Consider the following 26,544-nt stretch of genomic DNA (forward strand, 5'->3'; position numbering starts at 1 on the left):
TTTTCAGAGTCTACACCCCTTTAATTCAAAAAAATAAGGAGGAGAGAATGGCTTCTCCTCTCCCTATTTCGTTTGTTCTTAATTTATTTGGATTTACTTGGTACGCGAGCTGATTTCATCCCATTTCGCATCCAGCGCTGCCAATTCCGCATCGACAGATTTGCCGAGTATCATATTTTGAGCGGCTTTGTTGAATTCATCGACCATTCCCGAAATCATGGCCGAGTCGCCGTTTTCCCATCCGAAAGCATTAACTTTCTTACCTTGATTGCTCATTTCAACGACCTTTTGGAATAAAGGTGGATACACGTAATCGACTTTTTGGCCTTCCAAAGGAATCAAGGCGTCCGACTTAACAGCTTCGACAACGGTAGCGGGATCCGTTACGAATTCCGTCGCGAACATTTGAGCCGCTTCAGGGTACTTGGTGGTTGCACTGACAGAAGCAGGGCCGCCAACAGAATATGGAGTAACGATCGATCCGTCATCAGTCGGAATCGGGAATACGCCGACTTCGATGTCTGTTTGAGCGTTAGCCGCGGCAACGAACCAAGATCCCATCGGATACATGGCACCTTTGCCTTTCAGAAACGCATCTTGCAATTGCGAATAACTGATGGCCAATCCGTCTTCGTTGAATGCTTTGGATTCCACCAGGCTCTTCCATTTCAGTACTGCGTTCTTAAAGAGCGGATCGGAAAATTTCACTTCACCTTTCTTGCGTTTAGCTACCCAATCCGGTACTTTACTATAGACGTCCGTGCTGATTATGCCGTCCAATAGGAAAGTCGTCGACCACGGGTCTTTAGCTCCGCCGTATAACAACGGCGTTACGCCAGATGCCTTGAGTTTACCAACGACATCGACGAATTCAGCCCATGTTTTCGGTTCGGTCGCGCCAGCTTTTTCGAACATTTTTTTGTTGTAATAGATATAAGAAATCGTTTGAGCACCCCATGGAAGCTGATAAACTTTGCCATCGATCGCCATTGTATCCGCACCCGGTACTTGGCTCACGTATTTGTCCTCGAACGCCATGAGCGATTTGGATGCTAAAAAATCTTGCACGCTTATCGACATAAGCACATCTGGGAATTGGCCCGTCGCAAGCAATTGCTTCGCGTATTTCGTACGGTCGACGTCAGGGGATACAATTTTGTTCACTTTTATATTCGGATGCTTGTCGGTAAATCTCTTGATTGCAGCATCCCAGTACTGTGCAGTCAGGTTTGGCGTTTCGAACACGAGCACGTTCAGCTCGGCCGGATCTTCAGATGCCTTAGCCTCCGAGGATGCTTCAGGAGAAGCTGCCGATCCCGAAGCGGGAGCATTCGACGCACCATTGGTGGTAGACGAACTACCGCATCCGGCAAGGGCCGCCGTAATTATTAGAGCCAGACACAAAGACATAAATCTTTTCACTTTATAACCCCCTTCTGTGTATTGTGACTACATTAATAATTATAAAAAGGGCCGCGAGCCACAAAAAGTACAGGAATTAACGTTCGACTATAATAAATAATGCAGTTCCTAATTACCTTTCTTAAATTCCATCGGTGATTTTCCTGTAATTCTTTTAAATTGGCTGTAAAAATAGTTCGGTTCGGCATACCCGACTTTCTCAGCTATATCCTTTACGCTTTCATCGGAAATCAATAATAGGTTCTTCGCTTTGCTAATTCTGACATGATGTAAATATTCGTTGAATTGCTGGCCCAATTCGATTTTCAACCGTTTTCCGAGATAAGGGGCCGAAATATGAAATTGCTGTGATAATTGCTGCAAGGTCAAACCATCCATAAAATGGGAATCAATGAATTTAACCACTTTTTCCACGATATTCGTGTTTCGGTTCATTTTCAGCCTCTGCAGCGTTTGAAGTAACGTTTGGGCTAGTTGTTTGAAATGCTCGTACAATTTTTCCTTAGAATCGGCTTGAAAGAGTGCATCGACGGACTTTGGAAAGTGGCTTGCATGCTCGAGAATCTCGAACTCCATCTGCCTTAAGTGGCTCATACAAAATAAGGCGAAATCGATAAATACCGTCCGGACGATGTGAAGATCTGGCATCTGAATTTCTTGCAGTTTCTTGCCTGTTGATTCCAATTCCTTCAGAATGGCCTCGTAATCATGATTTTCCATTAATAGATTCATATGGATGAAGCCTAGCTCTTTGGAGACGGTTTCCTTTTTCTTTTCCCTATTCTGCTTCGAATAATCAATGACAGATGCGGTATCGACGAAATATCGATAGTCGTATAATTCCATCGCGCTTTGATAGGACAAATAGATGTCTCTCCAAGCTGTGCAGGGTTTGCCTAAAAAGGCGACCACTTGAATCTTGAGTACCTTTTGAATGAGCGCGATCATCTCTTCCATTCGCTTACTTATCGCGGCTTGGTTATTGTGATTTATACCGGTGAATAATAAAATGATTTGACTTTGTTGATTCCCGAAAACGTATACTCTCTCATCTCTAGCAATTGCTTCCTGGGCAACGTTGCGTATGGCAAACTCACTTAACTGCCTTTCTTCCAGCAACGGAACTTTCCTCTGCCGGGTTATCGTGTCCATGACGACGACTTGGAACCCGCTATCTTCTAGATCGATGTTCAGCATCCCGCATTTCTCGTGAACGTCTCGAATCGAGTAGTTGTTCATGACAATTTGATTCAAAATATTATTCTTCATGAGTAAAGTTCCTTCGAACAATTCGCGAGATTTACGATATTCAATGAAAAGGCTTTCATGGATTTGTTGTAGAGAACGTATCAATTCCTCTTTGTTAATCGGCTTCAATAAATAATTATCAATCCCCCTGATCATAGCTTCACGAAGATATCTGAATTCGTCATATCCGCTAATGATCAGAACTCTCGTTCTATAATCGGCGTCTCTAATCCTCTTTAACAACCCTAATCCCGTACATACGTCCATCTGAATATCGGTGATGACGACGTCGATTTGTTTATTCGACTGCAGGAATTCCCATGCATCTTCACCGTCTTCGAACAATCCGGCCACTTCGAAACCCAAGCTTTCCCAATCAACCATGGCGAACAATCCCTCTCGAATAAGCGGCTCGTCGTCAACAATAATGACTTTTCTCGTAATTGAACTCATGTGTCACCTCAAGTTTCGGTATATAAAGTGTAACTTCTGTGCCTTCTCCTATCTTACTCTCAATATCCAACCCGTAGTTTATGCCGAATATTAACCGCAGCCTCGAATGCACATTCATGATTCCAACGGAAGTCGATTCTTTTGATTCGAACAGTGTCATTTGAAGATTGGCTCGTAGTCGTTTTAAATCTTCCGGCATGATTCCTTTTCCGTTATCTGTTACCTTTACTTGGAGCTTGTCCTGAACTTCCGTTACGATGATTCGAATGTCGATATTTTTCCCTTTATTCATGGCATGCTTGAAAATATTCTCAACGATCGGTTGAATCGAAAACTTGGCCATTCGTTCGTTTTGGTAATGATCTGGAAACTCGATATTAAATCGTGCTTTGGGATACCTGAATTGTTGGAGCTTTAAGTAATATTCGACGTAATAAAGCTCTTCGTATAATGTTACGACCGTTTCTTTATTTCTGATATTCCATCTAAAAATTTCACTCAACTGATAAATGGTCTCAGATAGATTCACATTATTTTCTTTGATAGCCTGCATGCGAAGGATTTCCAACATATTGGACAAGAAGTGAGGGTTAACCTGAGAATGTAACAGCTGTAATTCCGCTTCCTTTGATTTAATCTCAAGAACGTACTCCTGTTGAATAAATTCCGATAACTTGGAGATCAACTGATTATACGTGTCTTCCAAAATTGTGAATTCATCGTTTTTATGTATCGGAATCGGATAGACGAATTCGCCCGGAGTGTATTTCCGCATATTCCGGCTTAAGGTTTGGACTCGCTTGGATAATCCTCTGGAGATATAGAAGGCTACGAAGACGTTCAAGAACATAATGGCTGAGAGCGTGATCCATTGGTTCTTCTTCATGGCGAGTATATTTTCGCTCAGTTTTTTCTTAGAAATAAACATCTTAAACACCATGTCATCAGCGGAATTCTGGACTTTCGTAACGAAATAATTCGTAGAGTCGAGCTTATCATCATCGATATTTGCCCGATAGGCATCCGTTGGAATTGTACTTCCTGACATTCTTATCGTACCGTTAGCATTCTTTAATTCGATTAATGAATCCGTTCGGAGATGAGATCCGGCTTTTTGCAGGAAATCGGTATCCACGCTTATTATTAAGTAACCGACCGATTGGCTCTCGACAAGCGCATTGGGATCCTTCACTTTCAGAGCAAAAACCAAGTCATTTTTATTCGAATTCATGTTCTTATTTGAATTCCCGGCCGGATATACTTTTACGTACTCGTTGGTATCTAATGAAATCATGGAATCAAATTCGGGTAGAAGACTCGGATCGAAATACCTAACGAACGCAAATCTCTCCTCATCTTTATTCCTAATAAACAGTATCGAGTCGATACTCTCGTCCGTGTAAGCCATCGATTGCAGGAACTGCTCGATCTCCGCTTTATGCCTTAAGTCGTCCACCTGAGTTGTTCCTTTATAATTCTTGATCTTCTCAAGGATGGATTCGCTCTGATTGGATTCGAAGAACAAGGAGAATACATTCGAACGTATTTGCTTTAATTTATGGTTATATGCATCTTGAACGTCAAGAATCTCAGCTTGAGCATATCCATATTCGCGTTCCTTTATGAATTGATCGACGCGTATAATGTTAAGTTGACCGCCAATCAGAATTAGGGAGGATTGTATAACGATAACGGCTATAAAAACTTTAGCAAACAAGGAATGGTTCAACTTCTTGAAGAAATTAAACAGACACTTCACTCCCAACTGTTCATCATTTAAGCTATGATCACGATATTCTGCCCTTTAGCCGAACAGGCTGCCGATTATGCCGGCAGCCTGTTGTCATTATGTTTTTGCATAGATAGTAATATTCTACGAGCTGAGTTATAACCCCTCTTTATCCCATTATTCTGCTCGCTAGTATAAATTAAATAATGACTTTAACAAAAAAAGCCCCCTTTACATTACCACTATACGAAGACTTGGGATTGTCCTAAGTCCTCTTGCAGTAACATATTGGAGGTTTATTATAAAGATCTGAATCTCGGTGTCGCCGCACTCCCATCGAACCTCATTGCAATCTTTGTATCAACCAATAAAATGCCAGTACAAAAATAAGGCAAGACGTTGAGATCATCATTTTACGATACCATGGGAACTTTCGCAGCCATATCAAGAGGGGAAGCAATAGGCATAGTATCATGAGCTGGCCCACTTGCCGGCCAAGTCGCTGGAAGATACAACGAGTGAATGCTGACCAAGCGGCAACGTATAAAGCGGAATCGCCGTTCCAAATCGGTAAGAATTCGTATCGAGCGTCACCGTCGTCTTGCCGTTGTCGACACCTGACAAGTTATCGGTCATTGTAATCTGAGGCGTCAAATCCCCGGAATCTTCATAAATACTGCCGTCTTCCGGTACGGATACCACAATCGCCGGCGCCGTCTTGTCGATCATAATGGCTGCCGTACGTCGCTCCTCCACGTTGCCTGCTCTGTCTACACTCCAATAGACAAGCTTGTGATCTCCTTCATCTGACAATACGACAGTAGTTCCCGTTTGCTCAGCGCCATCGTCTACTGTGTAGTAGGTATTGGCTACACCCGATTCGTTATCGATAGCGCTTGCACACACGTCGAGAACATTTCTTAATCCGTATCACAAAGTAAGATTTGCCACTTTAAGCGGCAAATCTTACTTTGTTGAAATAATAGCCCTTGTGTTTCCTCTTCTAGTCCCAAGCAACTTGCTGAAACGTTCCAGTTATCGCCGATTGCTTCGCTTTCAAGCACAGGAGCGCGCTCTGCAGGCCGTCGTCAAGCGTCGACACCGAATCCGTGCTGCCCTGCATCAGCTCGATGAAATTTTTCGCAAGCACGGCATCCCCGCCAAAATGATTGCCGTCTTCGCTGATTTCATACGTTTCGACGAGGTTCGAATGGTGCATAAACACTTTTATCTGCCCTGTGTAGAAATCGAATTCGACTGTCCCTTTATAGCCGAGGAAACGCGCGCCGCGGGCACCCGCCTTTTTCCGCGCAAAAAAGTTTTGCGAATAGGAGACGTGCATCCCTGACTCATACCGAACCAGTGCGCTGCCGGAGTCTTCGTTACCCGTATCTTCCGCGAAGGAACAATACGCATGTTCATTCTTCGAGCCGTCCTTCCCAAACGCCTTGCTTTCGGGACACCTCCGGTTCTCGTCACAATTGATGCACTTCAGTCCGGCGGGCTTATTCCCTTTGAAAATTTGTTTCGATGTCATTGCGGCGACACTTTCCGGTTTCGTGCCCAGGACGTGATTGATGTAATCGAAGTCGTGCGTCGCTTTTTGCAGGAACAAGCCGCCCGCTTCGTTCTCGTCACGATACCACCCTTGGTAGTACACATACCCATAAGGCACGTTGTTAACGGCTTGAACATGCTCTACCGTGCCGATTTTCCCGGAATCGACGATTTCCTTCACCAATTGGACGATTGACGTGACGCGCAACGGGAACGAAACGACCACCTTGCGGTTGCCCGAAGTCTCATAGCCTTCCTTCAAGTGATGTGCATCTTCGAGAGTCGTTGCTACCGGCTTTTCCAGGAATAGCGGAAGACCGCTGGACAGTACTTTGAGCGCCATAGGCGTGTGGAGCGAACAGCGTGTTCCGATCATAATGCCGTCCAACTGCATCCCATTCAGCATGTCCTCAGGCGTTTCAAACGTCCTTACGTCCCCGTTATCCTGCACAGCCTTTTGTTTTTTTTCCGGATTTACATCTACGACGGCCGCCACATGGCAGTCCGAACGTTGTTTTTGCACGTGTTTAATAACGCCGCTAATCCGGTTTCCGTATCCGATAACTCCGATTCTCAAGACGGCAGCCTCCTCTTTTATCCTCGATATGTAACGCAATTAATCATTATCGGCGATTACGTATTTCCCCAGCTCCAGCGCGAATTTCAGGCCGGCATCCCTTATCCCGTCTGGCAGCTTATTTACGCCGTTATGCGCTTCATACGTAAAATCGCCGCTATATTGGATTTCCTTGAGAGCGCCCACTAGCCTAGCCCAATCAATTGTGCCTTGATACGGAAGGAGATGCAGATCTTTTGTACCGTCGTTGTCGTGGATATGCAGCGCCTTCAAACGGCTTCTGAGCATTCTGAATGCATTTGCTTGATCGATCATTTGCACATTAGCATGACCGGTATCCCAACATGCACCGATCAGCCGGTGACCGAGAGCATCGACCAACTGGATGAGCTCCTCTGCAATCGTAAAGCAGCGGTTGAAACCCGGGTAGTAGCACCCATTTTCAAGTGCGATGCCTACACCTGTTTCTTCAAGCACCGGGATCAAGCGGCGATAGAAGCTAACATTGAATTCCAATATCTGATGGTACGTTTCTACCCCGTCTTTCGCGATATCGGTTGGGTGAAAGACGACCCAGGGAATGCCCAGAATGGCAGCCGTCCGAAGCGATCTCTCCGCAAGGCCGATAAACGAATCCAGCGTCAAGCCAGGCACGAGGTTCTTAAATGCCCCGCCGTGAACAGGCCCATGCATCTGTGTGAATCGAACCCCCAGTTGATCGGCGTATGCGCGTATTTCCTTCGCCCACGTTTCTTCCTCGCTCCAACCGATTTCCAGCATTTGCTCCTGCAAATCCCAGTAATTCATGTCCAATGCTTGAAAACCGGCTGCAGCACATCTTCGAAGGGCTTCCATTCGCGAAAATGAATTATTAAAGACGTTTAAGGATGTCGACACTTGCATGACGGAAAATCTCCTATCGGAATTTTATTAGTTTGAGAAAACGATCCCCTTACAGAAGGCAGAGGGGGGCTGAAATCAAAAGTCTATTATTTCTTATATCGGTCATAAGCGGCTTCGTAAATTTTCATATAGTCGTCAAGGCCCATTTTCTGCAAAGTTGCCGTATACTTGTCCCAGTCTGAGAACGGCACGTTTCCTGTAATGAATTTGGCACGCATTTCATTCACATAGGTACCGATATCCGTTTGCAATGCAGACATTTTGTCCGATTCCTCAGTTGTGAAAGTAAATGACGGCCAAATTTCTTTAGGAAAGTTGGACTCTACTTTCTTGATAGCTTCGATGGAGGCAGGTAACCCTTCCGGTCCTTTAAAAAACTGCTGCTTGACAATGCCAGCATAACTGCCGCCAGGCCATGCCAAGTATTGACCGATTGCCTGGTCTTGCGTCAACCCTTTCGGGTTGTGTACAATTTCGTCCGTATACTGTAATTGACCATCGGCAGTTTTGGTGTAAGTAACATTTTCGAAGCCCATGAAGAACATTTTGGAGCCCTCATCGCTGTACAAATAATCGATCCATCTCATCGTGGCTTCCGGGTTTTTATTGCTGCTGGTAATGACAAATTGTCCGATCGCCATAGCCAATGGTCGTACATTTGCATATAATTGATCTCCGTTAGGGCCTTTCAAAGACTCACCACTGACATATCCTTTTTGATTCAACGATATTTCCGGGAAATAGCCGGGATAAAGCGCGTACTTCCCTTGCGTTCCGATGGCTCTCATTTGGTCCCCGTTTGCCGAGAATGTTTCCTTTTCCAGCAGTCCTTCGCTGTAAAGCTTGGTTACATACTGCAGCATCTCTTTATATTCCGTGGAGGCTGGAATAAACCGCAATGATTCCGTTTTCGGATCCACATCAACGTAAGGGTTCCCTTTCCCTCGGTTGCCAAGTCCCCATGCACCTTGTAGTTGGGATATTACCGGGCTAATTCCGTAACCGCCAAACGGGATCATGTTCGGGTCCTTTTCCTTGACTTGCTTGAGGAAGCTATACAGCTCATCCGTTGTTTTGGGCACCGTCATGCCTAACTGATCAATCAATTCCTTTTTGTACCACAGAAAAGTCCCCGAACGCAAGGCTTTAAACGACGGATCGTTAATAGTTGGAAGCGAATAAATATTCCCGTCAGGCATTGTGATTGCTTTCTTGATGTCGGGGTTTTCATCAATAAGTTTTTTAATATTAGGCGCATGCTTGTTGATCAAGTCGTTGAGCTTGATGAAAACACCCTGTTGCCCGTATTTCTGCAAATCTGACACATTAAAGCCGCTTCCAAAAAACGCATCCGGATATTCGCCGCTTGCCAGAACAATATTCCTTTTCTCGTCAGATTGAGCACTAGGAACATCGGTCCATTCCACGGTGATATTCGTCATTTTCTTATATTCGTTCCATATCTTGATGTCGTTATAGTTTTGCGAGTCGAACCGCTTCGTCCCAAACATTTTGATTGTGATCGGGGTATTGACAATAGGCAACCCTGATGCTGTCAGATTGGAATTGGTCGCCGTCTGTTTCACATCTGGTGTTTTTTCGCTGCTTCCGTTTCCACTTCCGCTGCAAGCAGTTAATATCGAGAAGACCATAATTGTTACCGTCGATAAAGCAATCCATTTTTTCATTTTCACAGAAAAACCCCCCTCGAATGGTTACATGCATTTACCCTTTGATAGCGCCGATCATGACGCCTTTGGTAAAATATTTTTGCAAAAACGGATAAAGCATCAGAACAGGCAGGTTAGCTACAACTATAACCGAATATTTGATCGTTTGCGTCAATAAAACCTGATCGGTCATCGATGTCGAGCTTCCCGCCATTTCCGACATCGTATTCTGCACCAAAATGGATCTTAACACTAATTGAAGTGGGAACTTATTTTGATCTGTTAAATATATGAGTGCGTTGAAATACGAGTTCCAGTGCCCTACACTGTAAAACAACGTCATGACAGCAAGGATCGGCATAGACAACGGTAGGATAATCTTCAACAGCAATTGAAAATCGGTCGTGCCGTCGATCGCCGCTGCTTCTTGAATCTCGTTAGGAATACTTTGCTGAAAAAAGGTTCGCATGATAATAATGTTCCAAAAGGAAACTGCGCCGGGAATGATCAACGCCCATACCGTATTCAGCATACCGAGGTTTTTTACCAGCAAGTAACTAGGAATTAGTCCGCCGCTGAAGAACATCGTAACGACGAACAGCGCCATGACGACATTTCTTCCGACCAAATCTCTTCGCGATAACGGATATGCTGCAAGAATCGTCATCACGAGGTTAATTGATGTACCAAGTATTGTGTACATAATGGTGTTGAGATAGCCGGTTAATATTTCATTGTTCTGAAACACTTTCTCATAGCCGAGGAACGTGATATCCTTCGGTAGCAGCCACATTTGCCCGCTATTTACCGCCTGCGGATTGCTGATTGAGGCGCTAAGAACGAACACAAGCGGGTACAAGACTATGAGAAGTACGATAGCAAGCAGTGCGTAGTTTATCCAATCGAATGCGCGGTCTCCTCTTGTTTGCTGCGATATCCCTCCTCCTTTTACCATAAACTTGACCCTCCTGCTTTTCTGGCAATAAAGTTGACCGTAACCAGCAGAATCAGATTGATGACGGAATTAAACAAGTCTACGGCTATCGCGAAACTGTATTGGGCTTGCTGAATTCCGCTGCGATAAACGAACGTGGAGATGACATCTGAGCTTTGCAAATTTAAATCATTTTGAAGCAAAAACACTTTTTCGAAACCTACTCCGAGAATCGAACCAGCCTTCAAGATGAGAAGAATGACAATCGTCGGCATGATGCCGGGTATGTTGATGTGCCAAATCCTTTGCAACCTGGAGGCTCCATCGACCCTGGCCGCTTCATGCAATTGTGGATCGATCCCGCTAAGAGCAGCCAAATAAATGATCGAGCTCCACCCCATTTGCTGCCAAACGCCCGACAAAACGAAAACTGTCTTAAACCATGCGGGTTCCGTTAAAAAGCTTTGCGGTGTTCCGCCAAGTAGCTTGATAAACAGACTGACGATCCCGGTATTGGGGTCCAAGAATATCATAATCATCCCGGCCAGGACGACAGTCGACAAGAAGTGCGGCATATACGTGACCGTTTGGATAAACCGCTTGTAAAAATTATGCCGTACTTCATTGATCATAAGCGCCAGCATGATCGGAACCGGAAAGCCGACCACTAGCTCATATAAACCGATGCCCAACGTGTTTTTTAAGAGCCTCCAGAAATAATAGCTGTCGAAAAAACGCTGGAAGTGCTTGAAGCCTACCCAGGGGCTTCCGGTAATTCCTTTTGTCGCAAAAAAATCTTTGAATGCAAGTTGGATCCCATACATCGGCCAATAATGGAAAACGAGCAAATAAACTATGACCGGGGCGAGCATTACATATAAACGCCAGTTTTTTAAAAAGGATTTCCATACACTGCGTTTGTTTAGCTGCCGAATCTCAGTTGCAGATAAAGCACCCATGATACGCAAACACCTTCCCACTGTTTTTTTATATTTATTTTTGGAACGTTCCTGTCATCAACAGTAACCGATGATCCGAATTTCTGCCATCGCCAGTACTTTCTTCGATCATCTTAATTTTACATTCACCTCGTACAAGGATGAATCGCCAGCAAAATCAGGCATGTAGCCGACTTTCGGACGACAAAGCCGGGTTTGTCCTGTCCATTTTCGCTAACGATACCTGGTTGGTTTCCGTTCCAGAGCACAACGTCCAGAGTTGCCGTTCGCTCGAGAGCCCGGATCAAGTTTTCTTCATTAAGATTTTTCAGCATAAAGCTGATTTGCATCGTTGGCTTATCGATGGTGTCAGACGCGCTTTCGTTCGGCACCATCTTCACATTCGCAATCTCGATGCCATATTCGCCGAAAACGGACGCAATAGCCCCAAGAGCGCCAGGCATGTCGGCAACGAAAAATTTGACCTCGAATTATTTATGATGGCGCATCAGATACTTTTCCCATTTGTTGAGCATGTACAGGCTGACTATGACAAAAAACGTGTATAAAAAGGCGACAAATAAAAATCCGGCGCCGACGCAAAGCCCAATTGACGCTACAACCCAAACCGAAGCCCCAGTCGTCAGTCCGGTAATAACAGAGCCTTTACGCAATATCGCCCCCGCTCCGATCAATCCGCCTAGCAGAGCCGCGAAGATCATATGAACAAGCAATTCCCTGTGAGACAAATGCCAAATATTCGAAACTGCGCTCGCCATACTTCCCCTCCCTCCAAAAAAAACGTGTAATGTGTCTATAGTAACCTTTCAGCCGAATGCTGCCACCGGCAGTATTTTCGTCCATCGGCTTCTTTTTACAAACACGAAAAGCAAAACGGAAATAGGGCTGGATTTCTCCAGCCCCTCTGAATAGTACCTATAAGAAGTCCGATCATCGATCACATTACAATATTGGCTTCCAAAACATGCGGACTTCCTTGGATGATCTTCCTATATTCCATCGGCGTAACGCCCTCGGCTTTTTTGAACTTCCTGATGAAATTGTTGGCATCGTTGTATCCTGATTCAGACATGATTTCTTTTAATGTAAGCTCGGTGGTGGCGATCATTTGTTTGGCGACGTCCATTCGGAGTTGATCGATATAGCGCATGATCGAATAGCTAGTATGATCTTTAAAAAATCGGGTTGTGTAGGAAGCGGATATTTCGAATGTTTCGGCAATCCGATTTAGATCGAGTGTATTGTCCTTGAAATTGTCGTTAATATAAGCTTGTATGTTAGCGAGTAGCACGAAATTTTTGCTTTCCTTCTGAAGCACGATGTGATCGCATACTTTACAGCAAAAATCGACAATGAAGCTTTCCAGTTCTTCCATCGTTTCGAAACGTGGAATATACAGTTCTTCCACCATTTGCTCGATTCCTTTTTCGGTTTCAATATTCAGTTCCATGAGGGCTTTCATCATTGTATTGACAATGTCGAAACATACAAACTCCACCGCCTCTAATGACATCTGCCGGATAGCGATATTGTCCATCGTTTCTTTGATGAGCTTCTGTACCTCTCCGCTGTTCCCTTGCTTGATCGCCTTCAGCATCTGAGTTTCCAACTCAAGAGGATACCAGTTCTCGTGCTTCTTGGCGTTTTGCAGCTCACGATGGCAAATGATCTGGTTTTGTCCCCGAATAAACCGATACCGAGTCGCCTGGTTTGCCTGAAAGAAAGATTGTGGGATCATCGAAATATTGGTGCAAATATCTCCGACTCCAACAGTCAGCGTCAAATGGAAATCCTGGCTAAATACCCGCTTTACTTTGTCGACCAAGCCAGAAATACGATCAAGCTTGGCTGCTTCTTCGTTCATATTCAACAGCATGACGATTCCCCGATTGTCCGTCAATTCCACGCCGTACCCATTCCCAAGCTCCGAGGCCGACTCTTCAGTCATCTTGATGAGGCTGTATTTCAAGATGCCCTGCATCGATTGGGTGTATTCCCGAATGAATTGGTTGTAATTATCGATTATAAACAAAAGCACGACAAAATGCGATCGATCCAGCTGCAAGCTCGAGATGGCGGTCATCGTCTCCTGCTGTTCCGTTTCTTTGGCGCTGCCCTTTACGATCTTGAGCAGTGACTGCTCTTTTACGATGCTCGCCTGGCTTTGCAGCTTGCTGAGTAACCCGTCGCACTCTTTATTCATCTCGGATACGTAGTCGGATATGATGTCGATTTCATCCGCTGTTCTCGATACGGTCAAGGACGGTACACGCTTACCGCTGCTAATGGACGCTATCAGCTTTCGGAAAGGCCTGTAGTTTCTTTCCGCGAAAATGACGGCCATCAATATGCCTAGCACAAATACTGCAATTATCGTCCAGGAAAATAGTTTGCGGCTTTGATCGACTTTATTCATCACCAGTTCACTCGGAATAACGGTAATGTAGGACCAGCCGTTGAACTCGGATTTCACATTGATGACGGTATAGTGTCGGCGCTGGATCTTCACTTCGCTGACGGGAACCGCTGCCGGCTCGGAAGCGACCCATTGCTTGACAAATTCGGCATTTTGCTCGCTTTCGCCGCTCGAATGATGCGCAATAATATCTCGCCCATTATTGATAAACACAAACCCGCGATTGTTCCCAAGTACATTTTGAATCAATTGGTTTACAGTTTTTTCGTCAATTAAAAACATGACGGCACCATATGGCTTGGCCGAATTGGTTGAGATTGGATAAAGGTAAGTAGACATATTGACCGGCTTTCCATTAATTTTAACTGGCTCCAAAGGTCGCATACCCGGAAAATTCATATTGGGCAACTCAGAGGCGAACCGTTCGAAACTCCAATCCCGATAATGATAGATGTATTGAAAAAAAATGTCCGAATCGTACGTTCCGCTGGCCGAATACATGGATGTGCAAGTGGGACAAGTGTAATAGAGGACGATGTCGCGGATGAACAAGTTGGTCGATTTGTATTTTTTCAATTCCTGCACAGTTTTGTACGACGAATACCCATTCTCCGACACTCTAAAGGGAGTTAATGAAGGATCCGAAGCGATTTGCATGGCCATCCGGTTCATTTCGCCTAATCGGGTATCCATTTCATCTTTGATCTTGCTCATCGTTGAAAACGTGGAGGCTTCGATTTCATTGCTCAGTGTGGTGATAAACGATTGATATACGACACCACTGACAATGATAAGGATGGATACGACAAGTATGATATAGGAAAACAAATAATGATAAAACCGATTTGACCATTTATGATTGCAGAAAAATCCGGCTACTTTTCTCATAACAACTTCCCACTCTTTCTATCGTTGCATGAAATCGCTTCTAAAGACAAGAAATCCACAATGTTAAATTACGTTTATTTACGTTAATTATAGATTGTTTTTCTGTTTTTTTGTTTAAATTAAATGTAAATCATGACTTTTCCTCTGTCTACAACAAACCAACTCGATTTGGAATTCCACTAAATATCAATTATAGAGATAAAATTATCTGTCATGTGCATTTCCCACTTAATATTTTTCTTCTAAAATAAAAACATCAAGTCAAATAGATAATCAATCACAGCCAATACAGAGGCTCTCTCATGAGCATGCAAATCCATTTCGGCCGAAATGTGCCTACAAATTCATGCGTACTTAAATTATAATGTTTGATAATAATTTTCGAACCGTAAACCTCTAGGAAATTCACGATGCGAGGTGTGGTTTTATATTTGATATAGTTGCCTTCTATATATCCGTCGTACGGGCCGTCATCAAGATAACTGGAATAGGACGCCGCACCGGAATCCATATACGTAGCCGCACCTTGATAGAGAGAACGTTCGTCGGTCGGGTCGTATTGCGTATGACCTGACATATAAAACACCTGTGAAAAATTATTGTCGGCAATAAATTTGCCGAAACTATTACTTGCAGCGCTGCTCCATGCCGATCCCCACACGGTTCCGCTAATAGGGTAGTGAGACATTGCAAATATCGGTTTTGTTGGATCATAATCCGGTTCACTTTTAATTTCATTGAGGAAATTTGTAGCTTTTCCCACCGTGTTACTGCTGTTAATATTTCCGTCAAACCCGATCAAATTAAATCCTTTTATCTTTACCCTATAAGAACGCTTTGCGGCGTACTGATATAATTGCCGTTGCCGCTTTCCAAGTGCAACGCTTTAGTTCCTGGTAATACACCCTCTACAAAACTATAATTCCCTTTTGCTATCAAATCTTGCTGAGTTACATCGTCCTTCAAATTATTGTCGAATTTAATCGATGCAATAAGTTTAGAATTTGCTTCGGCAGTATCGGTTGCTGCGTATGCGCCGGTCGAGAACATCGTGAATATCAAACGATAAAATTCTTTTCACTAGTGAAAACCTCCATAGTTTTAAATAAGAGCCAAACATTTGCAAAGTAATTTTATTGCAGAGTCGCTTTGGTTACGATTTCAAGGTCTACAATATCAACCTTACCGTCATTATTGACATCAGCTTTTTCATTTCAGTCCGCTTGATCTGGTTGCTTGTCGAACAGTTGAATTACCGCTTTCGCATGATTCACCTGTTCCGGCGTCGCATTCGAATCGTTTGCTGTCGCACTCGCTGCAACGATAGCCGACTGCAATTGCGCTTTGGAACCAGCCGCATACAGACCGTCCTTGTTGCCATCCACTGCTGCATCGTACTTAGCCTGGGCATTTTCGATGATGTTCTGTAACGTCAGTTCTGCCTCTACTGTCACAATCGCAGAAGACGTAAAGTTGCCGTCAGCCGTTGTGACCGTTACTGTCGCCGGCTATTGCCAGTCAGCGAAGCGCTGCCGCCTGTTGCGGTAACAGATCAGCTGCTTCAACGACATAAATGAAAGATGCAGCGTTGAAAATCAACATCATGACTAACGCAAAACAACCGATTAGACGTAACATGTTTTGGATTCGTTTTTAGTTCATTACCTAATCCCCATTTCTACCGTTTTTCATCTTAGCTTGTACTTTGTAATTTCATGAAAACACTCGAATCCGATGAAGAAACCTTTGATTTTTTAGGCTTAATTCAATCCGTAGGCAACACCTCCCATATACTCACATCCCTTCGGAAAACAACTTTGCAATATTGAAAGCGAATGATACCTTGAACTCATTCTGGATGGTAAGCTTTGGCTCAAACAGCGATTTTCGCATTTTTAACGACTCTGTATTTGTTCAATTTTTATTAGAAACTTTCAATATTTAAAATATATTGTAGGATCTATTAGTAATTAATGGGTTAAATACGTGTAAAATACAAATGAAATTTCGTAAAGTTGAACGATCGTAATGATAAAAACATACAAAATAAGCCCATGCTTAGCTGCATGGACCTGGAAGAGACATGATTTTGCTGAGGTGGCAGAGAAAGTACTAGCTCAAGCTATTCCCAATTATAAATTTAAGCTGTGTTACATATGACTACGATCCATATGGTGCCGTACAAACCGTTCAACGGTTTGCTTGCCATCCGGGCCAGGCTTGAGCCAGTGAACAATACAATCCGCCGATTCGCGGAAAAAGTCGTCTGAGCTGAAGGTGGTCGTGCATAACCCCATTTTTTCGAAATCCCCGCTCGGAACGGAAGTTCAGAAGTGACGATAGCTTTTGCGCTATTGGGAATATTGAACGGTTGCAGCTCGAAAGAAGAAGGTGGCTTGGCCAAAACAAGTAGCTCATTGGATATGATTTCTATACACTTCAATTCCGACTTCAACGATCTCGAGAAAGAAATGATGGCACGATGGATTTGTTAAAGGTGATAAGCCGCTAAGGCTCTATTTTGATTTCCAGGGAACGTTGTATAGGGATCGAATCATAAGAATCTCTGAATTCGCTTGGACTTTGCCCGGCAAATTTACGAAATATTCTGGAGAAATAATGAACAGTAGAAAATTGATGCTTCTCAGCAATCTCCGTAATGCTCAATTGGGAAAACCGCAAGTCGTACTTGGCTCGGCTAAGCCGGAAATGAAGGATATATTGATTAGGAGAGAATCCAGTTGCTTTCTTAAACATTTCGAAGAAATACCCCCGGCTGATTCGCAATTCATGATAATAGACCTCGAGCGGGTGCAAGCATCCGTTCAATATGTCATGCTCCATTTGTTCAAGCGTCTTGTAGATTCGAGGGTCGGGTACATTGTCTTCATGAAGAGCGAATGTGAGAAAATATTCGATAAAGCCCTGAAAATTTCTTTGGATCTGTATGTTGCGCATGAATGTTTTTTCTGACGTGAACTCATTGGATGTATAGAAACTTTGGAACCAATCAATCCACACTCGCAGGGACTCCACTTTGGAGTATTCGCTAATCGGATACGGAAAACTCGGACCTATTAAAGCAGGCTTCAGCTGCAGGGGATTATAGCAGATGATGCTGGGAAACTCAAACACCGATTGTCTGTCTATATAGTGCCAATCAAAGTAGCAGCAGATATGCACCATCGGAGAATGATCATCAGCGATCCAATCGTGCAATTGTCCCGATGGGATGTAGAATAGCGAGCCGGGGAGTGCTTCATAACTGCGTCCATTGGTATGAAGAATCCCTTTTCCTTCACTAATTAGATATAACGAGCTCGCATAACAAATTCGAGAAATGCTGGTTTGGCTCTTAGAAAAAGGATAAGCCGTCGCATAGTAAACATAAGGGTGAAACTGCGCAAAGTTCAAGAGTACTACTACCCCCGATATATAGATCACTATTTCAAGAAAACACCTGACGATTGTGCAAAAAACGGATTCAATTCTAAATACAAGAATGGAATGTAAAGCTATATTCTTATTGTAACATACATCAAATCTAGGAGTGAATGCTCATGCTGGATGTCAAACATTTGTTATCGGATGAACAAATAGTTCAATTCATTACGAAAGGTTATGTTGTGCTACAGAATGAGGTGCCACAAGAGTTACATCAAGAAGTGTTGAATAAAATCAATTATGTCATGCATTCGGAAGGTAATCCTGGAAATAATATTTTACCGCGTGTGCCAGAGATTGAGCAGTTCTTTGAGACCCCCGTAGTGAAAGGCGCTTTAACCAGTGTGCTTGGCCCGGACTATCACATGCATCCTCATCGTCATTGCCATTATAATCAGCCGGGCAATCCAGTACCTGGAGGTGGCAATTGGCATAAGGACGGTTATTGGTCTTCCATGAGAAGTCACAGACCATGGTGGGCGATGATTTTCTACTATATACAGGATATTACGGAAGAAATGGGCCCAACAGCGATAATGCCCGGCACACAGTACTACGAAAAGTTTCTTGGAGATAAGGGTGAAACGCTCCTTCCGACAGGAAAAGCAGGAACGATGGTTTTGGTCCATTTTGACCTTTGGCATAAGGCGTCAATTAATAGCTCTACGCTGGACCGTTACATGCTTAAGTTTCAATTTGTTCGGCTAAGCACTCCGAAATACCCAACATGGAATCACTCAAATGCGAATTATGTTATCCCTCAAGACGTCCCCGTTCAGCATGAGGATCTGTGGCTTGATGTATGGCACTGGCTACTCGGGCAGGAACCTCGTAGCGTTGTAAATTTAGTTGCTGAGGATTCACGCATTCAAGAGCTTGGACGATTACTCCAGGATGAGGAGGTTTCTGCTCTGAATGCCGCCTATGGCCTCAGTACGATGGGCTATAAGGGAGCGGATGAACTGCTGAAGCATCTGCAGGAAGGAACTAATCTGGTTTCGACCCGTGCAGCGTATGGTCTGCAAGGCTCTGGGACTGCTGCGGTTCCCGGATTAATTAAGGCACTCGGTCATCCTGAGGAGAATCGAAGGGCACTTGCGGCTTTTGTACTGGGGATGTTGGGCTGCAATGCGAGTGACGCGGTTCCTACTCTAATCGCTGCAACCAAAGATGGCAGTGAGTGGGTTCGTCGTAATGCAATTGAAGCTCTGGGCATGATGGTTCAACCTGCGGATCTGATCGTACCAGCACTTGCGGAGGCTTTGGAGACTTCTCTGGAAGATGAGACTGTCGCGGCAGCAGTGCCGACCGACCAGTATGCTAGCAATCAAAAATATATCATCAATAAAATTGGTTATACGGCGTGCCTTTCGCTCCTTCGCGCAGGTCGTGAGGGCGACCCGGCCATTGTTCTCCATGCACTCAAGAAGGCACTGTCCAGTAAGGATCGGTATGTACGAGCCTACGCCTTTGAAGCTTTGGGCCACCTCCGTACTGAAGAAGCAATCGAAGTAATAATCCAATATTTCCGATCGGCAAGATGGTGCCCGGATACACATAAGGCAAGTTCATTCTGAGTTAATCGAGAATGGTACGTAGATATCATTATTCACAGTTGATTGAACAGACAGGATAGTTGAACCTCTGTAACATAATGTAACAAAAAAAGTGCCCCTCAAATAAATCTTGAGGCACTTTTTTTGTTGATAGCGCTCTCAGTTGTCTAAACTCTCGATCCGGAAGTCAAAATTACAGCGTCACTGCACAAAGAGGCCCGGGCAAGCGCTGACTGAGCAATAGCTTACTCCGAATCCCTCCCAATCAGATTCAAATCTGATATGGCGTAGCTTTTAACCAAAAACGCTTATTCTCCCCCGCTTCGATCGTCGCAGCGCTACCGTTTCGTATCGCTTCCTCAAGCCCCAAAGTCGGGTAGCTGGAAAATGGCTCAAGACCGATATTATAGTGCCGACCGAACCAGGGATACCCTTCGGTTGCCCCAAATTCTTGCCAGTACCACAAATATGGCATTTCCACTCCGTCCCATTCTACTTTCATTCCCATTCCTACAGTCGAATTCTCGACTTTATACCAGGCCTCTCTGTCAAAGCCCTTTTAATAGAAGATATCCGAAGGCGTGTTTCGATCCGGCAGAACGGAAAGATCAATAGTCCGCCCCGCTTCGGTTACACCATATGGCCAATCGTAGACAGCACCCCTGACCACTCTCCCAGAAGGAGCATCGGACGATTCCGAAGACTCGGTCACGACTGTTACCTTGTCCGGCACGGAAATTGTGCACCCTGGATGCAAAAACGGCTTACCATAAGCAATATGCTGTCCCCACATATACCTGAGTGGTATATTGCTTCCATTTTCCAACTGTTCTTCAATGAGGAGAGTAGAAGAGCCGCTTTCAAGTGTCAGCGTTTTGGTCAGTTGAAAAGGAACCTTCTTCGTTCTGACCGTAAAACGGACAGAAATACGCTCTGGCACATCCTGTGTCACTTCATAATCCCAAGGCATATGCGCCACTTCACCATGCTGACCAAACTGTGCGCCGAGGTAAGTACTTGTCGGCCCTCCATTAGGGAACACTTCCTGCCACCCGCCGGAATAATAATCGATAAATGTCGAAATCGGATCAGGAGATGTCGGCAAATAATCGCGCGGATTACTCACGCCATTTTCGGTAAGCCACATGAAATCAAGGTCTTTCGATTTGTATAGAAACTCAATTATCTCCGTCCCTTTATCTACTAATAGGGTTATACGAACCAACTCATTTTCAAGTACAACCGTACGTAAGCCGAAATACGTATATTGATCATGGATTCTGCAGCCATAATTGCGCTGAGGTCTATAACGAAACAAGTCTCCTTCCTCCTAACCTTTGAGATAAAAAGGATAGAGCGTCATTCCACCGTCTACGAACAGGGTGACCCCCGTTACATAGGCCGCTTCGTCCGAAGCTAGCCATGCCGCGGCGGAGGCGATATGTTTCGTTTCGCCGATTTTGTTCATAGGAATAAGTGAAAGTACGTCTTTGTTTTGGTTTGGATCGGACAAAATATGCTCGTTCATTTGCGTTGCAATCGCTCCTGGAGCAATTGTATTAACGCGAATGCCGTATGGAGCGTACTCGAGCGCGAGCGTTTCCGTGAGCAGCCTGAGTCCGCCTTTGCTGGAAGCATAGTGGGCATGGAACGGCTTCGGTATTTTTTGATGCACGCTTGATATGTTAAGAATGTTACCTTTAATATTATGCGCCAGCATGTATTTAATCGCTTCCCTGCACCCTACGAAAGCTCCCGTCAAATTCGTATCCATGACCTTATGCCAATCGTCTACGCTTAATTCATGAGAAGGCACCGTCGTCTGAATGCCAGCGTTGTTCACCAGGATGTCCAGGCTGCCGAATGTCTCGATCGCCGTTTGGATAAGGTTGATCACCTCATCTTCTTTGGCAACATCAGCTTTGACAGCGATGGCGTCTCCGCCGGCAGCCTTTATTTCTTCCACCGTTTGCAAGGCTTGCTCTTCGCTTCGCGCGTAATTGACGACAACCTTCATTTTCTCCTGTCCAAAACGAACCGCAATTCCACGACCGATCCCTTGCGAAGCGCCTGTAACGACTGCCACTTTTCCAGCTAAATCCTGAAACATGATGCTCCCCCTCCCGGAAACGATTTAATCCTTATTCTTGATTAACGAACGCCAGAGCTGCCTTCATATACCCGAGTGCATATGCCATCCCCGCATGCCAAGGCGCTTTGCACGTCATTTGAGGCGTATGATCCGGAATGAATACTCCGTCAAAGCCATTTTTCTTGAACACGCGCAGCGCCTGAATCATATCAATATCGCCCTCATCGACGAATACTTCCTGGTAATGAGGCACTTTCCCTCTCACATTGCGAAAATGGACGTAGCCGACCGCATTTTGTTTCGTATACTGCTCAATCGTCTCGTAAATATTGCCTTCCGTCATTTCCTGCAGCGTTCCCAGGCAGAACTCGAGAGCATTACTCGGACTTGGTGCAATATCAAGCAACTTTTGATATAAATGCGGTTGATTGACCAATCGTCCATATCCTCTAATGGTCGGCATCGGAGGATCGTCAGGATGGGCTGCCAGTCTCACGCCGGCTTCCTCCGCAACGGGAACGAGTTCCTGAAGAAACCGTTCCAGCCTCTCCCAAAGCTCTTCAGAGGAAATAGGCGGAATAAACCCTTCCTTTGCGTTGAAATCATAGGTCATGTTCCAGATTTGTCCGTTTGGAATCGGCGTTTCTTCCGGTCCCTCCTGAAGGTTGAAGGTAGCGGTCATCGCTCCGCCACGAGCAACCGGTCGGTTCACATGCCCCCAAACGCCGGCGATGCTGAAATTGTACCCGATAATGGGGATACCCGCTTTGCCTACGTTACGGACAATCTGCTTCAAATGCTCCATCTGCTCATTTCGTTTCGGGCCATCCATCAAGATGTCGTACCAGTCGGCCGGGCTGAAATTTTCAATTGCCTCAAACTCCAAGCCCTCTTCGTTCATTGACTTCTTTAAAGAGACCAAGCTCTCATAAGACCAAATTTCATCATTCGGTTTCGCGATGCCCATATTCCGGTTTTTGTCCGTGGATGGAAGCCCTTCGATGCCGTTGTAATAATCAACCAGATGAGCGACGATATGGGTGCATCCGGCTTGCTTCGCGAAACGGAAATTGTCTTTAGTCAGTCGATCACGGTATAATCCAAGCCCAAGCTTCAAGCTATCAACCCCTATATGAAAGAATGAATGATACCACTACAAAATGCCAAAGGTTTTGAACGCTTCCGTGCACAGCATGCCTTCCTTCAGCGCCTCTCTCACTGTATTTTCCCCCTGTGCCTTCTCAAGCGACTTTCTGATCGTTTCTTCTTCCGCTTCCTGGGGGATGACAACAATCCCGTCCATATCCGCGAATACATAGTCGCCGGGCTGAATGCGAACACCGTCAATTTCAATCGGCCGTTGATAAGCAATCAAATCTATGCGCCCCTTTGAATCTGTCGGCACCTGCCCTCTGGAAGCGAGCGGAAACTTCATTTCCATAATTTTTGCTGTATCGCGGTTCAAGCCGTCCACAATCGCGCCTCTTCCTCCACGAGCCCTGCAAGCTGTTGCAATCAATTCACCCCAGAACGCAGCCTCGTCCGGTGCTCCGGTAGAGACAACGAACACTTCCCCTGGAGACACGGAATCTATCGCTTCCATTTGTAGTTTGTAAGGCTCCGAAGGAATATTGAAAACTTTGGTCGCTTGGGCCGTGAACGCACGCCCGCTGATTTTCAAGCTGGAATCTACCAAACGAATTCCAAGCCCGAATGTTTGGTTCCTAAACCCAAGATCATCAAGAATGTCTGCAATGACTGCGCTGTACAGATTTTGTTCTAAGTAATCAATCTCGAATCCTGCAATCTTATGTGCATTTGTCATATTTTTACGCTCCTTCACCAAATGAAATTATTGAATCTAAAATCTGATATTTCAGATTTTAGAAAAAAAAGTACTTTTAAAGCACGCCCCCACTATTTTTCAAAATTTCGATCATGATGGATTGGCTTTTCAAAATATGTTCTTCCAGTTTTGTGGACGCCTCCTGCAGATCGAAGCGCTTAATCGCATCAACAATGTTCTTGTGCTCCACGTGACCCGCATCAGATCGATCGGAGCTTTGAAAGAAGAAGACTCTGGCCGCATGCAAAAAACTGTTTAACGATTTGTAATGCTCCAGCATCCGCGGATTGCCGCCAATCTTAACGATTTCAATGTGAAATTTGACATCAAGCTCCAGAAAGCCCTGGAAATCGAATGGATCAGCCGTTAATGGAGCATCTGCGTTTTCAAGAATACGTTCCAATGTCATAGCAAGTTCTTGCGCTTTCGGCGGCGTTAAATGGGACACGCACCACTTCTCTATCATGAGCCTGATTTCTGTAACTTGATCGATATCAGTAATAGCCAATGTAGTGACAAAAGTCCCTGACCGTGGCTTCACTTCCATTAATCCCTCGAGCACAAGCCGGTTTACGGCTTCTTTGAGCGGTGTACGGCTTATATTCATTTTTAGAGCCAAATCCCGAAGATCGAGCCTTTGTCCTCCGACAAACTCCCGGTTCAAAATCATTTTCTTCAGAAGTTGGTATACCTTCTCTGATAGCTCGGTGTGCTCAAGTTCAAACACGTTTCCCCCCTCCCTTCCATACTTCATCGCCATTCATTCTGGTATCTGAAATTTCAGATGTGAGTTTATCATACCCTGGATATGAATTTATGGCAATGGCAAGTCCCGATATGACGCGTTTTTTCCGTAAATAAAATCACCTGCTCGCGCTTGCCGCCACGATCAGGTGATTTTTTTGTTCTGCGTTTATCAATTCGACCATGCCTCATCAATAAGCCTCTTTTAAGATATTCAATCCTTTTGATTTTATCTTTTTGCCTTATAAAACTCATGATACAGCTTCATAAGCGCCCTTTTCTCAATTCGTGAAACATAGCTGCGGCTGATCCCAAGCTCCTTCGCGATCTCCCGCTGCGTTCGCTCCTCCCCGCCAAACTCAAGCCCGAAGCGCCCTTTAATCACTTCCTGCTCACGTTCATCTAATATGTCCAGGTTACGGTATATTTTGCTTTTTTCGATTTTCAGCTGCACCATATCCGCTACATCTTCGGCTTCGCTTCCAAGGATATCGATCAAAGTGATTTCATTACCTTCCTTGTCTGTTCCGATCGGATCATGCAGAGAAACGTCTTTTCTAGTCTTCTTCAGGGAGCGGAGGTGCATAAGTATCTCGTTCTCTATACACCTCGCGGCGAACGTAGCCAGCTTGGTGCCTTTATTAGGCTGAAAGCTTTCAATCGCCTTGATCAAGCCGATCGTGCCGATTGAGATCAGATCCTCCAGATCCTCTCCAGTGTTGTCGAATTTCTTGACGATATGGGCCACCAGCCGTAAGTTATGCTCAATCAGCATGTTGCGGGCGTAGGCATCTCCTTCCGCCATCAATTGAAGGTACTTGCTCTCCTCTTTTTCTGTGAGCGGTTGAGGGAACGCGTTATTTTTGACATACGAGACCAGCAGCGTTAGTTCTTTGATAAACAAGGCAATAAAGCTGAATAATCCAGGCACGATGACACCTCCTGCTGAATGACTAGAAAGCCGCATCTTCCTCCGGGTGACTTATGCTCACAAGTGCGGTTTGTTCATTCTATGTAGGCGAAGACCCAACTGTGCCTGTACGGATAATTTTTAGCCCATGACGGCAATTACGCAGTAGGCATGATTACCTTTTTTAAAAAGGAATCAGAACCACCCGTTAGATGAACTGCCTCCATGGGAGTGATGGATAATGTCTAATGTCCACTTTCGGGACGGCTTCTTCATATGCGGTGTCGACTCCTTCTCTATTCCTTCACGCTTCCCATTACCAGGCCGGTCATGAAATATTTTTGCAAAAACGGATAGACGGCCATGATCGGCAATGCGCCTATAAAGATTTGCGCCGCACGTGTAGTCCGATCCGAGATCTCCGACAAGGTTTTAACATCCTCTGCGCGCATGTTGGCGAAATCTTGTTGAATGATAGCAGTCTGCAAATAAGTGGCGAGCGGGTAATGACTTGGTGAATTCACGAGCATGAGGCCATCGAACCAGGAATTCCAGTGCCCGACGATTGTGAACAGCGTGACCGTCGCAATAGCGGGCATGGACAGCGGGAGATAAATTCTCCAAAGTGTTATCCAATGATTTGCTCCATCGATGAAGCTCGATTCCTCCAGCTCTTTGGGCAATCCCCGAAAAAAATTGAGCAGCAGAATGACATTAAACACGGTCACCGCCCCCGGAATGACTAGCGCCCAAATCGTATCCATTAAATGCGTGTATTTGATCGTCAAGTACCATGGAATTAATCCGCCGCTGAATAAGATAGTAATTACAAAATACCAGGCATAAACGGACCTCATCCGGAAATCCTTCACTTCTTTGGAAAGCGCGTATCCCAGCGTTACGGTTAAAAACATACTAATACCAGTACCCAATACTACCCGCTGAATGGAAATCAGGAATGACCCCAGAAAATCTTTCTTCTTCAAAATGAATTCATATGATTTCAGTGAGAATTCGACCGGCCATAGCTTGACTAGCCCTGCCGCTGCAGCGCTGCTGGAGCTGAATGAGACGGCGATGACCTGGATGACGGGAAGGATGCAGAGCAGCGAGAGCGCGATCAAAAATATAAGATTGCAAATATTGAATAGGCTCCGCGTTACGGAGGCGCGTTGAATCATTGTGTTACCCCCCTA

At 44.9% G+C, this 26,544-nt stretch carries 25 protein-coding genes and 1 pseudogene; 1 reads left to right on the forward strand and 25 read right to left on the reverse strand.

Translation table 11 applies throughout. The annotated features are described in order from the left end of the window. Positions 1 to 93 precede the first annotated feature (93 nt). From MUG84_RS07140 to MUG84_RS07215, 17 genes and pseudogenes are all read right to left on the reverse strand, one after another. Complete coding sequence (locus tag MUG84_RS07140) at positions 94 to 1,422, reverse strand: ABC transporter substrate-binding protein (RefSeq protein WP_244722492.1); 1,329 nt, start codon at positions 1,420 to 1,422, stop codon at positions 94 to 96. A 108-nt stretch (positions 1,423 to 1,530) separates the two neighbouring features. Next, entirely contained in the window at positions 1,531 to 3,123 is a 1,593-nt protein-coding gene (locus tag MUG84_RS07145; RefSeq protein ID WP_244722496.1) for a response regulator, read from the reverse strand. Next, the gene (locus MUG84_RS07150) at positions 3,089 to 4,840 is read right to left on the reverse strand and encodes a sensor histidine kinase (RefSeq protein WP_244722499.1); all 1,752 of its coding nucleotides are present in this window, start codon (positions 4,838 to 4,840) and stop codon (positions 3,089 to 3,091) included. Before MUG84_RS07150 ends, MUG84_RS07145 begins: the two co-directional genes overlap by 35 nt. A 483-nt stretch (positions 4,841 to 5,323) precedes the next feature. Further along, positions 5,324 to 5,758: an OmpL47-type beta-barrel domain-containing protein gene (locus MUG84_RS07155; protein WP_244722503.1), complete on the reverse strand. Its 435-nt coding sequence runs from the start codon at positions 5,756 to 5,758 to the stop codon at positions 5,324 to 5,326. 97 nt (positions 5,759 to 5,855) lie between these two features. Then, complete coding sequence (locus tag MUG84_RS07160; RefSeq protein ID WP_244722505.1) at positions 5,856 to 6,986, reverse strand: Gfo/Idh/MocA family protein; 1,131 nt, start codon at positions 6,984 to 6,986, stop codon at positions 5,856 to 5,858. Between the two features lie 39 nt (positions 6,987 to 7,025). After that, complete coding sequence (locus tag MUG84_RS07165; RefSeq protein ID WP_244722517.1) at positions 7,026 to 7,889, reverse strand: sugar phosphate isomerase/epimerase family protein; 864 nt, start codon at positions 7,887 to 7,889, stop codon at positions 7,026 to 7,028. An 86-nt stretch (positions 7,890 to 7,975) separates the two neighbouring features. Further along, positions 7,976 to 9,577, reverse strand: coding sequence for an extracellular solute-binding protein (locus tag MUG84_RS07170; RefSeq protein ID WP_244723357.1), 1,602 nt, complete (start codon positions 9,575 to 9,577; stop codon positions 7,976 to 7,978). 37 nt (positions 9,578 to 9,614) lie between these two features. Continuing rightward, positions 9,615 to 10,514, reverse strand: a complete 900-nt coding sequence (locus MUG84_RS07175) for a carbohydrate ABC transporter permease (protein WP_280521205.1) — start codon at positions 10,512 to 10,514, stop codon at positions 9,615 to 9,617. After that, positions 10,508 to 11,452 (reverse strand): ABC transporter permease, encoded by a 945-nt coding sequence (locus MUG84_RS07180; protein ID WP_244722519.1) that lies wholly within the window; start codon positions 11,450 to 11,452, stop codon positions 10,508 to 10,510. The genes MUG84_RS07175 and MUG84_RS07180 overlap by 7 nt, the downstream gene beginning before the upstream one ends. Before the next feature lie 125 nt (positions 11,453 to 11,577). Continuing rightward, positions 11,578 to 11,895: an ACT domain-containing protein gene (locus MUG84_RS07185; protein WP_244722521.1), complete on the reverse strand. Its 318-nt coding sequence runs from the start codon at positions 11,893 to 11,895 to the stop codon at positions 11,578 to 11,580. Between the two features lie 27 nt (positions 11,896 to 11,922). Then, complete coding sequence (locus MUG84_RS07190) at positions 11,923 to 12,210, reverse strand: MgtC/SapB family protein (RefSeq protein ID WP_244722524.1); 288 nt, start codon at positions 12,208 to 12,210, stop codon at positions 11,923 to 11,925. A gap of 179 nt (positions 12,211 to 12,389) precedes the next feature. Next, complete coding sequence (locus MUG84_RS07195; protein ID WP_244722527.1) at positions 12,390 to 14,756, reverse strand: helix-turn-helix domain-containing protein; 2,367 nt, start codon at positions 14,754 to 14,756, stop codon at positions 12,390 to 12,392. A 277-nt stretch (positions 14,757 to 15,033) separates the two neighbouring features. After that, the gene (locus tag MUG84_RS07200; protein WP_244722531.1) at positions 15,034 to 15,519 is read right to left on the reverse strand and encodes a hypothetical protein; all 486 of its coding nucleotides are present in this window, start codon (positions 15,517 to 15,519) and stop codon (positions 15,034 to 15,036) included. A 56-nt stretch (positions 15,520 to 15,575) separates the two neighbouring features. Then, complete coding sequence (locus MUG84_RS07205) at positions 15,576 to 15,818, reverse strand: hypothetical protein (RefSeq protein ID WP_244722534.1); 243 nt, start codon at positions 15,816 to 15,818, stop codon at positions 15,576 to 15,578. Positions 15,819 to 15,889: 71 nt separating this feature from the next. Then, positions 15,890 to 15,961 (reverse strand): annotated as a pseudogene (locus MUG84_RS27615) (dockerin type I domain-containing protein); the annotation flags it as partial. A 9-nt stretch (positions 15,962 to 15,970) separates the two neighbouring features. Then, positions 15,971 to 16,210: a hypothetical protein gene (locus MUG84_RS07210; protein WP_244722537.1), complete on the reverse strand. Its 240-nt coding sequence runs from the start codon at positions 16,208 to 16,210 to the stop codon at positions 15,971 to 15,973. Positions 16,211 to 17,264: 1,054 nt separating this feature from the next. After that, positions 17,265 to 18,170, reverse strand: coding sequence for an AraC family transcriptional regulator (locus MUG84_RS07215; protein ID WP_244722540.1), 906 nt, complete (start codon positions 18,168 to 18,170; stop codon positions 17,265 to 17,267). Positions 18,171 to 18,316: 146 nt separating this feature from the next. On the opposite strand from MUG84_RS07215, the gene MUG84_RS07220 reads away from it, so the two are divergent. Continuing rightward, complete coding sequence (locus MUG84_RS07220) at positions 18,317 to 19,777, forward strand: HEAT repeat domain-containing protein (RefSeq protein ID WP_244722542.1); 1,461 nt, start codon at positions 18,317 to 18,319, stop codon at positions 19,775 to 19,777. 250 nt (positions 19,778 to 20,027) lie between these two features. Here MUG84_RS07220 and MUG84_RS27620 read toward each other — a convergent pair whose 3' ends face one another. The 8 genes from MUG84_RS27620 to MUG84_RS07255 all read right to left on the reverse strand — a co-directional run bounded on the left by MUG84_RS27620 (position 20,028) and on the right by MUG84_RS07255 (position 26,529). Beyond that, a complete protein-coding gene (locus tag MUG84_RS27620; protein ID WP_483310665.1) occupies positions 20,028 to 20,258 on the reverse strand; it encodes a hypothetical protein in 231 nt (76 codons plus the stop codon). Positions 20,259 to 20,315: 57 nt separating this feature from the next. After that, positions 20,316 to 21,074: a DUF4432 family protein gene (locus MUG84_RS07225; protein WP_425313169.1), complete on the reverse strand. Its 759-nt coding sequence runs from the start codon at positions 21,072 to 21,074 to the stop codon at positions 20,316 to 20,318. A gap of 12 nt (positions 21,075 to 21,086) precedes the next feature. After that, complete coding sequence (locus MUG84_RS07230) at positions 21,087 to 21,866, reverse strand: glucose 1-dehydrogenase (RefSeq protein ID WP_244722544.1); 780 nt, start codon at positions 21,864 to 21,866, stop codon at positions 21,087 to 21,089. Positions 21,867 to 21,897: 31 nt separating this feature from the next. Continuing rightward, positions 21,898 to 22,965 (reverse strand): mannonate dehydratase, encoded by a 1,068-nt coding sequence (locus MUG84_RS07235; RefSeq protein WP_244722548.1) that lies wholly within the window; start codon positions 22,963 to 22,965, stop codon positions 21,898 to 21,900. A gap of 36 nt (positions 22,966 to 23,001) precedes the next feature. After that, a complete protein-coding gene (locus MUG84_RS07240) occupies positions 23,002 to 23,673 on the reverse strand; it encodes an RraA family protein (RefSeq protein ID WP_244722550.1) in 672 nt (223 codons plus the stop codon). 76 nt (positions 23,674 to 23,749) lie between these two features. Further along, the gene (locus MUG84_RS07245; RefSeq protein WP_244722553.1) at positions 23,750 to 24,421 is read right to left on the reverse strand and encodes a GntR family transcriptional regulator; all 672 of its coding nucleotides are present in this window, start codon (positions 24,419 to 24,421) and stop codon (positions 23,750 to 23,752) included. 246 nt (positions 24,422 to 24,667) lie between these two features. Beyond that, complete coding sequence (gene sigK / locus MUG84_RS07250; RefSeq protein ID WP_244722555.1) at positions 24,668 to 25,369, reverse strand: RNA polymerase sporulation sigma factor SigK; 702 nt, start codon at positions 25,367 to 25,369, stop codon at positions 24,668 to 24,670. Positions 25,370 to 25,644: 275 nt separating this feature from the next. After that, positions 25,645 to 26,529 carry a carbohydrate ABC transporter permease gene (locus MUG84_RS07255; protein ID WP_244722558.1) on the reverse strand — a complete coding sequence of 295 codons (885 nt, stop codon included), beginning with the start codon at positions 26,527 to 26,529 and terminating at the stop codon, positions 25,645 to 25,647. Positions 26,530 to 26,544 lie beyond the last annotated feature (15 nt).

It is taken from the genome of Paenibacillus mangrovi (assembly GCF_022898935.1).
Classification (GTDB): Bacteria; Bacillota; Bacilli; order Paenibacillales; family Paenibacillaceae; genus Paenibacillus_AQ; species Paenibacillus_AQ mangrovi.

Coding starts and splice junctions, on each gene's coding strand:
- MUG84_RS07145 (WP_244722496.1), bottom strand. CDS start 3,123: ATGAGTTCAATTACGAGAAAAGTCATTATTGTTGACGACGAGCCGCTT.
- MUG84_RS07165 (WP_244722517.1), bottom strand. CDS start 7,889: ATGCAAGTGTCGACATCCTTAAACGTCTTTAATAATTCATTTTCGCGA.
- MUG84_RS07170 (WP_244723357.1), bottom strand. CDS start 9,577: ATGAAAAAATGGATTGCTTTATCGACGGTAACAATTATGGTCTTCTCG.
- MUG84_RS07175 (WP_280521205.1), bottom strand. CDS start 10,514: ATGGTAAAAGGAGGAGGGATATCGCAGCAAACAAGAGGAGACCGCGCA.
- MUG84_RS07180 (WP_244722519.1), bottom strand. CDS start 11,452: ATGGGTGCTTTATCTGCAACTGAGATTCGGCAGCTAAACAAACGCAGT.
- MUG84_RS07185 (WP_244722521.1), bottom strand. CDS start 11,895: ATGCCTGGCGCTCTTGGGGCTATTGCGTCCGTTTTCGGCGAATATGGC.
- MUG84_RS07190 (WP_244722524.1), bottom strand. CDS start 12,210: ATGGCGAGCGCAGTTTCGAATATTTGGCATTTGTCTCACAGGGAATTG.
- MUG84_RS07195 (WP_244722527.1), bottom strand. CDS start 14,756: ATGAGAAAAGTAGCCGGATTTTTCTGCAATCATAAATGGTCAAATCGG.
- MUG84_RS07220 (WP_244722542.1), top strand. CDS start 18,317: ATGCTGGATGTCAAACATTTGTTATCGGATGAACAAATAGTTCAATTC.
- MUG84_RS27620 (WP_483310665.1), bottom strand. CDS start 20,258: ATGAAAGTAGAATGGGACGGAGTGGAAATGCCATATTTGTGGTACTGG.
- MUG84_RS07230 (WP_244722544.1), bottom strand. CDS start 21,866: ATGTTTCAGGATTTAGCTGGAAAAGTGGCAGTCGTTACAGGCGCTTCG.
- MUG84_RS07240 (WP_244722550.1), bottom strand. CDS start 23,673: ATGACAAATGCACATAAGATTGCAGGATTCGAGATTGATTACTTAGAA.
- MUG84_RS07255 (WP_244722558.1), bottom strand. CDS start 26,529: ATGATTCAACGCGCCTCCGTAACGCGGAGCCTATTCAATATTTGCAAT.